Genomic DNA, 15,008 nt, shown 5'->3' on the forward strand with positions numbered 1-15,008 from the left:
CCGTCCTGGGCTCCAGCGTCAGTGCGACCACCGTCTGGGCGATCCGGTCGGCCACCGTGGGCACCCCGAGGATTCTTGTTCCTCCGGGCTTGGGGATCTCGACCGCCTTCACCGGCGGTGGGAAGTACGTTCCCGAGGACATTCGGTTCCAGATCTTGTACAGGTTGCCCCGAAGATCCTTCTCGAAGTCCTCGATCGAGCACCCGTCCACCCCGGCCGCCCCCTTGTTGGCCTTGACTCTTCCGTATGCCTCCCACACCAGTTGCTTCGAAATCGCGAACGGCTTGTCCGCCGGACCTGACATGCCCACCCGCTTCCTCCCGGAGAACTTCCGGTTGTTCGCGTGAACAGATCACCAATGAGCCGGCCCCTTCGCTCCACCCCGATTACCAGGGCTTCAGCACTACTACGGGCCGGTCCGCCAGCGCGTGCCGCATCGGTACTCAACACCTCACGGTTTCCGCCGCCCGGCGCGCTCCCTCTCGCCGTCCGGCATCTTTCGACACTCAGACGACCATGTCGGCACTCGCCTTCCCACGTTCCATGCAGAAGCCGCAGACCGGACTCGCGCCGCCTCCATGCCGGACACCACCTGGCCAATAGACGGGCACCCGCCAGGCTCATCCCGGCGCCATTTAACCGCCCCGGTTTTGATGTCAGTTGCTTGTTTCGACACGTCGTCAGCGGTTCGCTCTCGCTCGCCTTCCCGGTCCCCACCTGACGCCTCACGGACGCCTTTTCCTCAACGCTCACCACGACGGTCTTCAGCCAACGCAGCTTGAGGTGGTTTGACGCCTCCCCCCGAGGGCGACGCCGAAGGGCCACAAAACCTTCATCATCTGCACAGCACCGCATCAAGTGGGCCTACCTACATCAGCCTCACTCTCCGCGCTCGTGGCGCACTTAAATGCCAAGCTAACCGGACACCTCTCTCGAGACAGGCTTGAGGCGCAGCCAAAGAGCTGGCTGCGCCTCAAGCCCTGCCGTTCACCGCCAGTCCAACCAGGCCTCGGCGAGCTTGGGGAGTTGGTCGTCGGTGAGCTTGGCGCGGCCGGCTTTGGTGTTGCTGGTCCATACGCCGAGTTTCACCTCGACCGTCAGGACGTCCTCGCTGGCTTTGCCCATGAGAACCGCTTCTCGTGAACACCATGCCCGGCGGCGGATTTGGTCACCGATCCGGTGCGGGCCTTTAGGCTTGGGGTGCCCAGACGTGTGTCAGTATCGCGGCCATGGAGACGGAGCCGGACGGGATCATCGCGGTGCGCCGCGTGGGTGGTGGTAAGCGTGACTTCTTCCGTGCTTACCAGGTGTTGGTCGATGGAGCTGTCGTGGGCAGGGCGAAGCGCGGGCAGACGCACACGTTTACGGTGCGGCCTGGAACGCACCGTGTGCAGTTGACGATCGACTGGTGTTCCAGCCCGGAGTTGGTCATCGAGGTTGCTGGTGGTCAGGTGGCTCGGTTTGTTTGTGCGCCTGGTGGGGGGCGTGATCGCGGGGCGGTTGGTCCCGACCGAGCTGGGGAGTACATCGCGTTCGGCCCGGACACCGACGAAGCCTAGGTGCGCTGGTCCGCCAGTGTCTCGGTGGTCCGCTCGGTTAAGGACCGTGGATGCGCGTCCGTTGTGGGAGGTGCACCGGAGGCAGCGGCCGTGTGCAGGCTGCTGTTTGGGGAAGGGCCTGATGGACCGTCGGTGCGTGGACGGTGTGTGCTGTGGCCGCAGCGTCGGTGTATCAGGTCTTTGTGGTGGGGGAGCGGTTCGTTCGTGCGAGTCGGATGTGGCCTGTACACCCCGTTCGGGGTGTACAGGCCACATTGGTTATACCGCCCGTCACTTCAGGGTTGGTACGTCTCGCTCATGTGTGCCGCTGGTTCACCAGAGTCCGGGGGCGGCGCTCCAGGTGCTGGTCTTCGGGTTGAATCCTCCGGTGCCGGGGTTTTGGGCGGTGTAGACGAAGCGGGAGAATCCGCCGTCGTTGTAGCGGTAGAGGGTGATGAGGTCGTCGCGTCCGTCGGCGTCGGTGTCGCCGGTGTGGGGGACGGATCGGTCGGCCCACCAGTTGCCGGGGCCGGTGCGGGGGGTGGCGGCGATGGGGGCGGTGAGGTTGCCGTTGGCCGCGGCGGTGAAGGTCCACAGGCCCATGTCGCCGTTGCCGTAGTCGTACATGACCACGAGGTCGTCGCGTCCGTCGCCGTTGGCGTCGCCCGCCGTTGCCTGCATGGCTGAGTGGTACCAGGAGCCGGGGCCGCTGGCCCAGCCGGCGATGGTGAACGCGGGGTAGGTGCCGCCTGTGTTCGCCAGCGAGGTGAACGTCTTCAGCGTGTTGTCGGTGTAGATGTAGGTGCCGATGATGTCGGCGCGTCCGTCGTTGTTGGCGTCGCCGAGGGCGAAGTGGGACTGGTCGGTGTACCAGAACCCGGTGTTGGTCTCCTCGTAGCCCTTGACCGGGGCGTTGAAGACGCCGGTGCCGGTGGCGGTGAAGGTGTAGGTGGCGAACCGGCCGTCCGCGGTGCCCTGGACCGCGACGACCTCGTCGGCGCCGGTGCCGTTGGCGTTGCCGGCCATCAGGGTGGTGCGGTTCCAGTCCCAGCCGGCGGGTTGTTCCCAGCTGCCGCCGAGGTAGGTGAAGCCGCCGTCGGGGTTGGCGCGGAAGGTGAAGAGTTTCACGCGTCCGTCGCTGTAGCGGTAGAGGGCGGCGATGTCGTCGCGGCGTTTGCCGTCGGTGTCGGTGACGAATTCGCCGGCGACCCACTTGGCTTGGGTGATCCACCAGTTGTTGGGGGCGGTCTTCCAGGACTCGAACGGGGCGGCGGCGCCTCCTGAGCTGGTGGTGAGGCTGGTCCACAGGGCGGCTGAGCCGCCGAGGTAGTCGTGGACGGTGGCGAGGTCGTCGCGGCCGTCGGCGTTGAAGTCGCCGGTGACGGTGATGTGCGCCGCCGAGGTCTCACCGTCGGTGTAGGTGTGGTCGGCGGCGGTGTTGGTGGCGGCGTTCCAGCGGATGTAGCCGCCTTCGAAGTCGACGCGGGTGCCGCCGGCGACGGGATAGTGGTCGGTCTTGGGGTAGCCGAGGTAGCCGGCCTGCCAGCCGGTGTTGCCCCAGGCGGTGCGGATGGTGCCGTTGACGACGACGGTGCCGTATTCAGGGGTCCAGTGCATGGAGGCGTTGTCGGCGAAGTTGACGTACCTGCTGCGGTTGTTGGCCGTGGTCAGAACACCGCTCGTGGGGAGGCCCATCTCGGTGCGCTTGGCCTCAGACAGGGACCGGTACCTGGTGAGGACCGGGCCGCACAGCGATTTGCCGGTCACGGCAGGGACGGTCTCGCACTGCTGCCATGACGTGATGTTCGGAGTGACCGTCATGGGCGACTCGAACGGATAGCCGCCACCCGTTTCGCGCCCCGGGAATACGCTCACCCGTCCGTCCGGGGCCACAACCCACAGGTCTTTGTGGGTGCTGCCGGTGATGTTGCCGTCGCTGGCGACGGTGGGATATTCGGCGGCGGTCAGCCCGCCGTTGATACGGGTGCGGGTGCTGATGGATCCGTAAGCGGTGATGTCCGGGGCGGGGTTCTTACGGCTGGGATACTGGTACAGGGCACCGTCGTCCGTGTCGCGCGCCCACAGGTCCGGCAGGCCATCGCCGGTGGTGTCCCCAGGGACGGTGAGGGTCATGTTCTGCCACCCTCCGGTGCCGATGCGTCGGGCCTCGACGAGTGAGCCGGTGGCGCTGCCGCCGGTGTAGAACCACAGACTGCCGTTGCCGGTGCCGTCGACTTCGACGGTGAGGAGGTCGGGGCGACCGTCGCCGGTGGCATCGGCCAGCGCGGCGATCTGCCGGACGCGGGACCAGTCGTAGGAGTAGGAGTCGCAAGCGCCGACGCAGGTGACGATGTCCTTGTTGACCTCGATGGCGTTGCCGTAGGCGAAGTACTGGTCGCCGTTCTTCTCCGGTCCGACCTTGTCCGGCGGGAGAAGGGTGCCGTCGAGACTGCTGGGGTAGAGCAGGAGAGCCCCGGACTTGTAGGCCCACAGTTGGTCGGTGTCGTTGCCGTTGCCGGTGGTGTGGCTGAACACGGCGGTGGACCAGCCCTTGCCGTCTCCTGAAGGCAGTGCGCTGTCAGGCGCGTTGGCGGGATTGGAGACCTGGACGGCGCTGTTGAGGATGCCGGGGTCCTTCTTGGCCTGGTACATCACCAGCTTGCCGGACGGGTCTGCCATCACCAGGTCGGGCAGGCCGTCACCGGTGATGTCGCCGGCGACGGAGGTACGGGTCGGGTCGTAGGGCACGTAGAACGCGTAGGTGCGCGGTTGGGAGCGGTTGCCGGCCATGTCGACCGCTTGGACGCGCAGCAGGTTGGTGCCCCAGGTGTTGGGGGTGAGGGTCAGCGTGGCGGTGGTGCCGCCGTTTGCGGGGACACTGGCGGCGTTGCCGACGGGGATGGTGTTGTTGAGGGCGTACTCGAACTTCCAGACGCCGGAGGCGTTGTCGGAGGCCGAGAGAGTGAACGTGCCGGGCTTGTTGACGCTCAGCGAGGACGGGGCGGTGCCGGACTCGGGGTAGTCGGTGGAGGTGACGGTGGGGGTGTTCGGCGCAGTCTTGTCGACGCCGAAGCTGCAGCCGCGGATGAAGAGGCTGTCGCTGCGGCCGTCGCCGTCTCCGGCGCGGACGTACCAGTCGTAGCGGTGCCCGTCGGCGAGGGTGCCGACGGCGACTTCGGCGCGTGAGCCGGAGCTGATCGGGGGACCCCAGCCGTAGTCGGTGAGCGTGGGTCCCGAAGTGGCGTCCCACAAGTGGAAGTTCGCGGTAACGGCTGTGTTGTCGGGGTCGCTGACGACGGCGCTGAGTTTGATGCCACCGGTTGCCTGGTTGGTCGCGCCGATCCAGCCGCCGCAGGCGGGGTTCTGGGGTGCAGGTTGGATCCACAGGTCGGCGGGGTCGTTGACCCAGGAGTTGTAGTGCACGCGCAGGGCGGCGTTGCGGCCGAACCGCTTGAACTGGTCGTCGGCGACGTTTTCCTTGCCGGTGAGGCTGAAGGTGACGACCGTTTCGTCGAGCCTGTCGAGCATCATCGGGAAGTGCTGCGACCCGATCTTGTAGTCGGCGAGGAGCTTGCTGCACGCGGTGCCGCCCTGGTTCGCCGCCCCGGTCATGGGCATGGAAGCAAGCCAGGTGCGGTTGCTGTCGTTGGCGCCTTCCGGACGGTTGCTCCAGTTCGTGCTCGGACCGATGGTTCCGGGGGTCGACCACAGGTCGACCGGATATGCCTTGTTGCAGTCCCAACTGGAGGACTTGGTCTGGGTGGCGTCGAACTCTATCCCGGTGACGGTGCGCCGATCAGAGGAGAAGCCGCCGTAGAACTGGTAGTAAGCCCGCTGGTTGCCGACGCAGGCCGGCGTCTCGTTGGTGTACTGCTGGTAGCCGACACCGGGGTCCCTGGCCGCGGACCAGTTCGTCGCCGTCGGGCAGCCGGCCTGGGTCCAGGTCGAGCCGACACCCGGGTTGGGGTTCCAGGTCGGGTCGATGTAGACCGGGTAGACCGTGGCGGGGCTGTCGAGCATGCCCTGGTCGGGCGTGAGGGTCAGGCTGTTCGCGGTGACGGTGACCGCAAGTTCGGTGTGTTCGGCGTAGGCTCCCGGGCCCTCGGCGGTGGACACCTCCGCACCCGAGGTCGGCTCCGGGTCATCCTCCGCAGCCGCCGGGGAGTTCGCCGCAGCCGTCGTGGAAGCCGGCGCCTGTGCGCCCGCCTTGGCGGGGGCCTCGACGGGTGTGGTGCGGGAGTCCCACATGGTCGCCGGTGGCGCGGTGAACACCGGTGTCCCGGAGGCGTCTACAGCCTGGAGGGCGCCGTCGTTTCCGGCTGCGACGGTCAGCCCGGTGGTGGCGACACCCAGGCGCAGGGTGTTCAGGCCGGGGTTCTGCGCGGCGGCGGCGTTCTTGACGACGAGCGTGTGGGTGAACCCGCCGAGCGTACTGGCGGTGACGCGCAGGTCCACGTCGGGCAGCACGTTCCGGTACACCGCACTCGCGCCGTCAAGGACCGGCGCTGGCAGAGCTGTTGGCCAGGTGAACGCGAGTTCTTTGCCGCCGTGGTTGAGCCTGGCCAGCGGTCCGGTCCCGCCCGGTGACAGCGTCAAACCGCTCCACGACACCGCCGGGGCAATCGCGCCGGAGGAGTCCTTCGACAACGTTGCGTCCAGGTCCGCCCAGCCGCCGCCTCGCTTGATGCGCTCAGGGGAGCTCGTGCGGGTGAGGGTGAAACCGCCCTCGGGCTGCGCTGCGACGGTGTCGGTCTCGGTGGTCAGTTCCGGCACCGGCACCGCGACCCCGGTCCGGCGGGCCTGCTCCGACGCGGCTTCCTCCGGTGTCTGCTCGCCCGCCTCGGCGGAAGTCTGAGCGACTTCCGGGGAGCTTGCAGCATGCGGACCTGCGGACGGGGTCGCCGCGATGGCAGGCGAGTGGGTGAGCAGCGTTGCGGCCACGGTGAGCGTGGTGAGAGCGGCGGCTGTGCGGGCTGCGCCTTGCCGTGGTGCGCGGCGGCTGGGTGGTCCCCCCATGGAAGTCCTCCGGTTCGGTGGCGTGTCCGTCGGACGGCGGACGCGCGCGGAACCTAGCCGTCCCTTCGGACACACGACAACCGAAATGTTGTTGTGGCGCACTTCACATCGTCACGGACAAGCGAGGCTATGGATGCGGGGAGTGAGGGAGAGGCTTGTGGGGCGTGTGGTTCGTATAGGGCTGAAGTTATTTATGAGTAGACAAATACATGCCGTAGATCTCCGCCTTGGGCACTCGAGCGGTGTGATGCATTCCACTTTCCGGTCGGGAACCAGCCCTGCTGTGCCCTTCCGGCGTGTCGGCAGATGGTTCTAAGCTGCCCGCCGTTTCGTGATCTTCTCGGGGGGCGTGGTCATGCGCGGATCGTCAACAGGCTTCACCGTGGTGCGGCGCAAGTCCGCGTGGCGCTTCCCGCTGATCCTGGGCCTGCTCCTCAGCCTGCTGGCCCCGACCGCCGCCGAGGCATCGGACGATCGCGCCGGCATCAAGGACCCGCGGGTGTGGTCTCCCCGCGACCTCGAGAACGTTCCGTCGGTCGGCGGCCGTGACGCGCCGCCCCCGCAGCTCTCACCCCCGGTCGGGGACACAGCACCGGCGTGGCAGCCGCCCCCGGTGGTGTGGCCCGAAGCTGCGGAAGCCGATGTGCAACTGGCGCCCTCAGCGGATCCGGCGCCCGCGGCGGCCCGGGCCGAGGCTGGCCAGGCGTCCGGCATCCCGGTGCGGATCAGCGCCGCCGCCCCCGACTCCACCGACCCCGGACACGCCGCCCGCGCACAGGCTCCCACGCAGGACGGCCCGGGCCAGGTCCGCGTCGGAGTGGTCGACAAGGCCACCGCGGAACGCGCCGGCGTGTCCGGACTCCTGGTCACCGTCCGCCCGTTGGACGCCGCCGCGCAGACCCGCGTCACCGTCGAGGTGGACTACGCCGCGATCCGCGGAGCCTACGGCGGGGACTGGGCCTCCCGCGTCCGGCTCGTCGCGATGCCTGAGTGCGTCCTGACCACACCCGAACTCCCTGAGTGCCGCACCGAAACACCCATCCACGGCACCCGTAACGACCCCGCCGCAGCACAGGTCTTTGCCGAAGTCGACCTCGCCACCCCCGCAACTGCGACCGACGCGGCCGCCCGCACCGCGTCCCCCACCGCCGGGACCGTGGTGCTGGCGGCCACCGCCGACTCCTCCAGCGGCGCCGGCGACTACAGGGCCACCTCCCTCGAGGCGACCGGCTCGTGGTCGGTCTCCGGGAACTCCGGCTCCTTCGGCTGGAGTTACCCCATCACCGTGCCCCCAGCCCTCGGTGGCACAGCACCGAGCATCGCCCTCGGCTACAGCTCTGCGTCGGTCGACGGCCGCACCGTGACGAAGAACGCCCAGTCCTCTTGGATCGGCGACGGCTGGGACTACCACCCCGGGTACGTCGAGCGTTCCTTCGCCTCCTGCAAGCTCGACGGCAAGGACAACACCGGCGAGGCGTGCTGGTCAGGCAAGCAGCAGATCACCCTGTCGCTGAACGGCGCCAACACCACCCTGGTCCGCAACGACGCCGACGGCGTATGGCGCACCGAGGACGGCTCGAACACCAAGGTCGAACTGCTCTCCGGAGCCCAAGGCGACGCAGCCAACGGCGACAACGACGGCGAGTACTGGAAGGTGACCACCGCCGATGGCACTCAGTACTTCTTCGGCCGCCAGTACAAGCCCGGCGCCACCACCGGCACCGCCTCCAACTCCGCCTGGAGCCGCCCGGTTTACGCCAACAACCCCGGCGAGCCCTGCTACAACACCGACTTCGCGCTCGCCTGGTGCCAGCAGGCCTGGCGCTGGAACCTCGCCTACGCCGTCGACATCCGCGGCGGCATGGTCTCCTACGTCTGGGCACCCGAGACGAACCACTACTCCCGCAACCCCGACACCGCCCACCCCGACGGCACCCTCACCCCCTACACCCGCGGCGGTGTCCTGGACCGCGTCACCTACGGCTCCAAACTGACCGACACCGCCGGCCCCACCGCCCAGGTCGTCTTCACCGCCTTCGAACGGTGCCTGCCCAAGACCGGCGTGACCTGCGCGCCGAACACCCTCAACAAAGACACCGCCGCCAACTGGCCCGACACCCCCTACGACCAGAACTGCAACGCAGGCACACCCGCCAAGGACTGCAAGAACTACGCCCCGACGTTCTGGTCGACCAAACGCCTCACCAAGATCACCACCCAGGTCCTCAACGGCACCACACCCACCACCGTCGACGACTGGGTGCTCACCCACGAGTTCCCCGACCCACAGGACGGCACCAGCCCCGCACTGTGGCTCGCCGCTATCGCTACCACCGCCTACGACGGCGCCGCGAAGATCACCCAGCCGTCGGTGGACTTCACCGGCACCATGATGAACAACCGCGTCGACGCCGGCGGCGACCACGCCCCCGCGCTGAACCGGCGCCGCATCACCACCATCACCACCGAGACCGGCAGCCAGACCGTCGTCGCCTACGCCGCCCAGGACTGCGTCGCAGGCGCCACGCCCACCGCAGACAGCAACGGCAAACGCTGCTTCCCGATCTGGTGGGACTACGACGAAGTACGGGAACCGAAGGAGAACTGGTTCCACAAGTACGTCGTCGCCGCCGTGAAAGAGCAGGACAACACCGGCGGCATCAACGCCAGCCCGCTGCGCGAGACACGCTACGAGTACGTCGGCGACGCGGCCTGGCACCGCGACGACTCCCCGCTGACCGAGGACAAGTACCGCACCTGGAACGACTTCCGCGGCTACGCCGAAGTGATCGTCCGCGCCGGTCTCGCCCCCGCCCCGGCCACCCAGTCATCCACGCTCTACCTCCGCGGCATGGACGGCGACACCAAAAAGGACGGCAGCAAACGGTCCGTCACCGTCACGGACCCGCACGGCGGCACCATCACCGACGCCGACCACCTGGCCGGCACCGTCCGCGCCACCACCGCCTTCACCGGAGACGGCGGCACCGCAGCGTCCACCACCGTGACCGACCCCTGGACCGGCCCCGTCGTCGCCACCCACGTCCGCGGAACCGGCCTGCCCGACCTCGTCGCCCGCAAGACCGGCACCGCCAAGAGCACCAGCAAAGCCAAACTCGCCAACGGAAGTTGGCGCTCCGCCACAGTCACCACTACCTACGACCCCACCCACGGAGTCCCGACGGCCGTTCTCAACCAGGCCGACGGGCTGCCGGACTACTGCACCACCACCAGCTACGCGCACAACACCGCCGCCAACATCCTCGCCCTGCCCATCGAAACGGTCACCGTCGCTGGAAACTGCGGCACCGCCGCCGGCGCGGGCACCACGGTCGCCAACTCCCGCAACCTCTACGACAGCCAGCCCTTCGGGCAGATAGGCGGCATCGGCGCGATCACCGGCACCCAGGTCCGCAAGTCCTACACCGGCAACGACACCGCCGACTGGGTCACCACCGCCACCACCGTCTACGACACCTACGGACGCGCCACCAGCGTCAAGGACGCGCTCGGCAACACCACCACCACGACGTACACCCCTGCCACCGGCACCCTGCCGACCACCGTCGAGGTCACCAACGCCAAGGGCTGGAAATCCACCACCCAGCACGCTGGCCCACGCAACAACGCGGTCAAGGCCACCGACGAGAACGGCCGCGTCACCGAGTTCGCCTACGACCCGCTCGGCCGAACCACCAGTGTGTGGCTGCCCGGCCGCACCCGCGCCCAGTCCGCCAGCCTGACCTACACCTACAACCTGTCGAAGACCACACCGTCGACGGTAACCACGCAGACCCTGGTCTCCAGCGCGGGCGCCTACCGCAAATCCATCCAGATCCTGGACTCCTTCCTGAACGTCCGCCAACTTCAGGAAACCGACGCCAAGGGCGGCCCAGGCCGACTCATCGCCGACACCGTCTACGACTCCCTCGGCCGCACCGTGCTCACCAGCGCCCCCTTCCACAACGCCAACCCGCCCTCGACGACGTTCTACGACGCCAACGACAACGAAGTACCCAGCCAGAGCGGCGTGTTCTACGACGGCCAAGGCCGCAAAATCGCCGAGACGTTCAGCGCCCACGCACAGGAACAGTGGCGCACCACCACCACATACGCCGGAGCCGACAAGGTTCACGTGACGCCGCCGACCGGCGGGACCGCCACCACCACAATCTCTGATGCCCGCGGCAAGACCGCCGAACTGCGCCAGTACAAGAACTCCGCGAACGTCGGCAGCGACGACCCGTCTGGCTTCGACAAAACCACCTACACCTACGACTACCGCGAACAGCTCAAGACCGTCCGCGACCCCGCAGGCAACATCTGGACCTGGGAGTACGACCTCCTCGGCCGCAAGACCAGCGCCGAAGACCCCGACAAGGGCCACTCGGAAGCCCACTACAACGACCTGGGCCAGGTCGACTGGACCAAGGACGCTCGCGGCCAGGTCCTGTGGACCACCTACGACAGCCTCAGCCGCCCCACCGGCACCTACAAGGACACCGTCGCCCCCGCCAACCAGCTCACCGCGCTGAGCTACGACCGCTTCGCCAAGGGCCGCGCCGACGGCTCCACCCGCTACGTCGGCGGCACGGGCGGCGCCGCATACACCAGCGAGATCACCGGCGTCGACACCGGATACCGCCCTACCGGCACCAAGATCACCATCCCTGCCGCCGAAGGCAACCTTGCCGGCGTATACACCACTGCGACGCAGTACAACCAGATTCTCGGCGTCCCGCTGAAGACCGACCTGCCAGCCATCGCCGGCCTCCCGCAGGAAAGCCTTTTCTACACCTACGACCCAGGCGGCAACCTCAAATCCGTCGGCGGCGCGGCCGACTACATCAACCTCGCCTACTACGACGTGTACGGCCGCACCCAGCGCGTGGTCTTCGGCGACGTCCCCAAGCAACTCGCCTACACCAACAATTGGGACAACGTCACCGGCCAACTCCTCGGCACCACGCTGGACCGGCAGACCGGACCCAACGACACCCAGATCACCGGATCCGTCGACGCGACCAAATACACGTACAACGCCGTCGGTGACGTCACCTCGATCTCCACGCGCCGCGACGACGGCGCCGCCGGATTCACTACCGACACCCAGTGCTTCAGCTACGACCACCAGCGGCGGCTCACCGAGGCCTGGACCGACAAGGGCGGCACTACCACCAAAACCACGCCCTGGGTCCCCGGACTGGGCGGATGCACGAATGCCGCACCTACCGCCGCGAACATCGGTGGCCCCGCACCGTACTGGCAGTCCTATACCTTCGACTCCGTCGGAAACCGCACCAAACTCGTCGACCACAATCCCGCCGACGCCACGGGCGCCCAAGACACCACCACCACCTACACCCACCCCGCACCGGGCACCCCGCGCCCCCACGCCGTTGCCACCACCACGGTCAGCAAGCCCAACGAGTCCACGACCTCCGCCTACGACTACGACGCGGTCGGCAACACCACCCAGCGCCCCGTCGACGGCGGCAACCAAACCCTCGTCTGGGACGCGGAAGGCCGCCTTGCCTCCAGCACCACCCACCTCAGTGGCCTGAATAAGACCAGTACCTACCTGTACGACGCCACAGGCAACCGACTCATCCGCAAAGAGCCCGACACCACCACCCTCTACCTCGGCCAGCAGGAACTCACCCTCACCCACGCCTCGAACAAGGCCACCGGAACCCGCTACTACGGTGCTCCCGGCGGAGCCCCCACCGTCGTACGCACCACCGACGCTGCCGGCACCAACACCCTCGACTACCAGGCTAGTGACCACCACGGCACAGCCACCACCAGCCTCAACGCCGCCACGCTCGACATCACCCGACGCAACCAGAAGCCCTACGGCGAAGATCGCGGCGCCCAGCCCGCCCCCGGCACGTGGCCTGACGACAAGGGATTCCTCGGCAAACCCAAAGACGCCAGCGGCCTCACCCACATCGGCGCCCGCGAATACGACCCCGCACTCGGCCGCTTCATCAGCGTCGACCCCCTCGTCGACCTGACCGATAGCCAACAGATGCACGGCTACACCTACGCCAACGGCAATCCGGTCACCAACAGCGACCCCACCGGCCTCATCTCCCGCAGACAAACCAAGATCAGCAGACAAGGCAACGTAACCGTCAGGGCCACAAGGACCGTCTGCCAGGGACCATGCACCCCCGGCGAACCTGCGACCGACTGGGTCTACACAATAACCGTCTATATTGAAGCCCCATCCACCCCGACAGCGCCCGGCCCGAAGGACGGACGCCCCGGATGCGGAACCGTCTACCGCGAAAAATGCATGTCCCCCGGGCAAGTGCAGGCCTACAACACCGAAAAGAACAGGTGCCGCCCAGAAATTAATCCCTGCGCCATCCCCTGGCGTCCTGGAACAAAGCGCAACCCGGTTGTGGCGTTCGTCCTCGGCGGAGCTCAAAAGATGTACACCGCTATCGATGTGGCGTGCAGGGCACCAGCATCTCTCGGGGCCTGGTCGGATGAGAACTGCGGAAGCACGCAGACAGACAACTGGGCTAAGGAGAACGCCTACGCCGAAGGTGACGCCTACGAACTCGGCCAAGTATTTGGTGACGGCCTCGTGCTCGTGCTCGGCGGCCCGAAATCCGCGTCGCCGGGAGCCCGCCTGGTCGTCTGCCACAGCTTCCTGCCCGACACGCTGGTTCTCATGGCGGACGGCAGTCAAAAGCGCATCGCTGACATCGTCCCCGGTGACGTCGTCCTTGCGACCGACCCCGAGACAGGAAAAACAGGCCCTCAGACGGTGCTTGTCAGCATTACGACCGAAGACGACAAGCTTTTCAGTGAAATTACGGTAGCCACCGAAACCGGCAGTCAAGTCATCACTGCTACGCAGAACCACCCATTTTGGGCCGCCGATCTAAATCGTTGGCTCGATGCTGGCCAAATTCAGCCAGGTCAATGGCTTCGCACAGACGTTGGAAGCTGGGTTCAGGTCAGCGGCAACCGAAAGTACAACCGGCAGCAGCGCACCAACGACCTCACCGTAGCTCGAGCCCACACCTACTACGTCCTCGCAGGTGCCACACCCGTCCTGGTCCACAACAACGATGCGTGCATTCGCGCCGCAAAAGCCGCAGCGAAGAACGCCCCGCTCGGCGTTGAAAAGGTTGCAGCTGCCCGACTCATCGACGATGGAAACGGCGTGCCAGGAGATATCCATATCGGGCTAAGTGGCCATGGCAGGGGTCACCCTTTCTATGAAGACGCTCTGACGCAGCGGGCGCCTCTCGCTCGAGGGCGTGAACCATGGCCCTGGGACAATTGCGCAGAAGTGCGCGCATGCAATGGTGCCCTGTCAGACGCCCCGACCGATAACCTCGCGGTATTGAGCAACGTGGAATACGCTGTCGTGTATGCTGGGACGGGCGACAGGGCAGTGGCATGCCAGCAGTGCCTCATCATAGTTGTTGGCGGAGGTGCCAATCCGAAATAAATAGCTGAGTCCGATGGCGAGTTTATATGATCGCGCGGGTTGAGTATTCCGCTGGCACTATCTGGGGGTATTTGCGGGCATGCTGAATGAACAAGCTGTCAATGTGCTGCGTGAAAGTGGCTGGTTCGCGGGCAGAAGAGCATTCATCGATTCCGCGAGACGATCCTGGGCCAGCATCGACCGCCTTCCTAGTAGGGCTGTTGAAGAGTTTATTAAGGAATACTTCTCCATAAGTTTCGCGCATCCCCATCATTGGAGCAAGGATGCCAAAGATATTACACATATAGACCCGGTTGCAGCGGTCGCGAATACCTCGCTGTTCGCACTTGCGAATGAGTACGAGGTGAAGGCCAGCGGGAGACTTACGCCTATTGGTCTAATGGACTGTGGAGTTCTTCTATTCGCGGGTCTTGACGGTGCGATCTATGGCGGAAATAGCCCCTACTTTGGCCGATATGGAGAATCCTTCGAAGATTTTCTGAATTTGCTGTTCTCGTCTCGCCGACCCGTGGTGCTCCAGTGACCTTGTCGGCGCTGCGTCCCCCAGCGGTTTGGCAGACCGGGCCGCGTGAGGTCGGGGCCGCGCACACCTTGTGGACCGGCCGCCTCGGCAGCCGGAGGCCTGCGACTTCGGCCTGACCCTCACCATCGACGATGACGGCACCGTCCACCACACATCCGGCGAACCCCGATCAGACCGTGTCCCGCCGTCTGACACCTCTGAGCCTGGCGGGGCGAGTTGGCGCATCGTCAAGTTCGTGCGCCAGTAGGCCGACACGAGCAGCACCCGGTCCTCCAGCGGAAGGGACCACGGCCGGCCCTTGCGAGGCGGCGGGCACGGCAGCGCCGACGGGCTCGGCAGCTGGCACAGCGCGGGAACGGCCTTGCCGGGCAACGGACTTCCCAGGCACGGCGGGCGGTCCTGGTGCAGCGGCAGAACGGGCCTTGCGGACCCTGGACTTCACCGGCGCCTTCACCGG

The 15,008-nt window shown here is 66.7% G+C and carries 5 protein-coding genes and 2 pseudogenes; 3 read left to right on the top strand and 4 right to left on the bottom strand.

Annotated features, from left to right (window positions below; genetic code table 11):
* Window positions 1–304, bottom strand: a pseudogene (locus tag ACWD12_RS40435) (group II intron reverse transcriptase/maturase); the annotation flags it as partial.
* A gap of 683 nt (window positions 305–987) precedes the next feature.
* Window positions 988–1,125, bottom strand: a complete 138-nt coding sequence (locus ACWD12_RS40440) for a hypothetical protein (RefSeq protein WP_450103860.1) — start codon at window positions 1,123–1,125, stop codon at window positions 988–990.
* 104 nt (window positions 1,126–1,229) lie between these two features.
* Between ACWD12_RS40440 and ACWD12_RS40445 the strand changes: the two genes are divergently transcribed.
* Complete coding sequence (locus ACWD12_RS40445; RefSeq protein WP_450103861.1) at window positions 1,230–1,559, top strand: hypothetical protein; 330 nt, start codon at window positions 1,230–1,232, stop codon at window positions 1,557–1,559.
* Window positions 1,560–1,871: 312 nt separating this feature from the next.
* Here the strand turns inward: ACWD12_RS40445 and ACWD12_RS40450 are convergent, their stop codons facing one another.
* The gene (locus ACWD12_RS40450) at window positions 1,872–6,479 is read right to left on the bottom strand and encodes a hypothetical protein (RefSeq protein WP_450103862.1); all 4,608 of its coding nucleotides are present in this window, start codon (window positions 6,477–6,479) and stop codon (window positions 1,872–1,874) included.
* Between the two features lie 406 nt (window positions 6,480–6,885).
* Here ACWD12_RS40450 and ACWD12_RS40455 point away from each other — a divergent pair, with 406 nt between their 5' ends.
* Together ACWD12_RS40455 and ACWD12_RS40460 are read left to right on the top strand one after the other, a co-directional pair.
* Window positions 6,886–14,028 carry an RHS repeat-associated core domain-containing protein gene (locus tag ACWD12_RS40455; protein WP_450103863.1) on the top strand — a complete coding sequence of 2,381 codons (7,143 nt, stop codon included), beginning with the start codon at window positions 6,886–6,888 and terminating at the stop codon, window positions 14,026–14,028.
* 79 nt (window positions 14,029–14,107) lie between these two features.
* The gene (locus ACWD12_RS40460) at window positions 14,108–14,551 is read left to right on the top strand and encodes an SUKH-3 domain-containing protein (RefSeq protein ID WP_450103864.1); all 444 of its coding nucleotides are present in this window, start codon (window positions 14,108–14,110) and stop codon (window positions 14,549–14,551) included.
* Window positions 14,552–14,758: 207 nt separating this feature from the next.
* Here the strand turns inward: ACWD12_RS40460 and ACWD12_RS40465 are convergent.
* A pseudogene (locus tag ACWD12_RS40465) lies at window positions 14,759–14,854 on the bottom strand (transposase family protein); the annotation flags it as partial.
* Window positions 14,855–15,008 lie beyond the last annotated feature (154 nt).

Source organism: Streptodolium elevatio, from assembly GCF_053592165.1.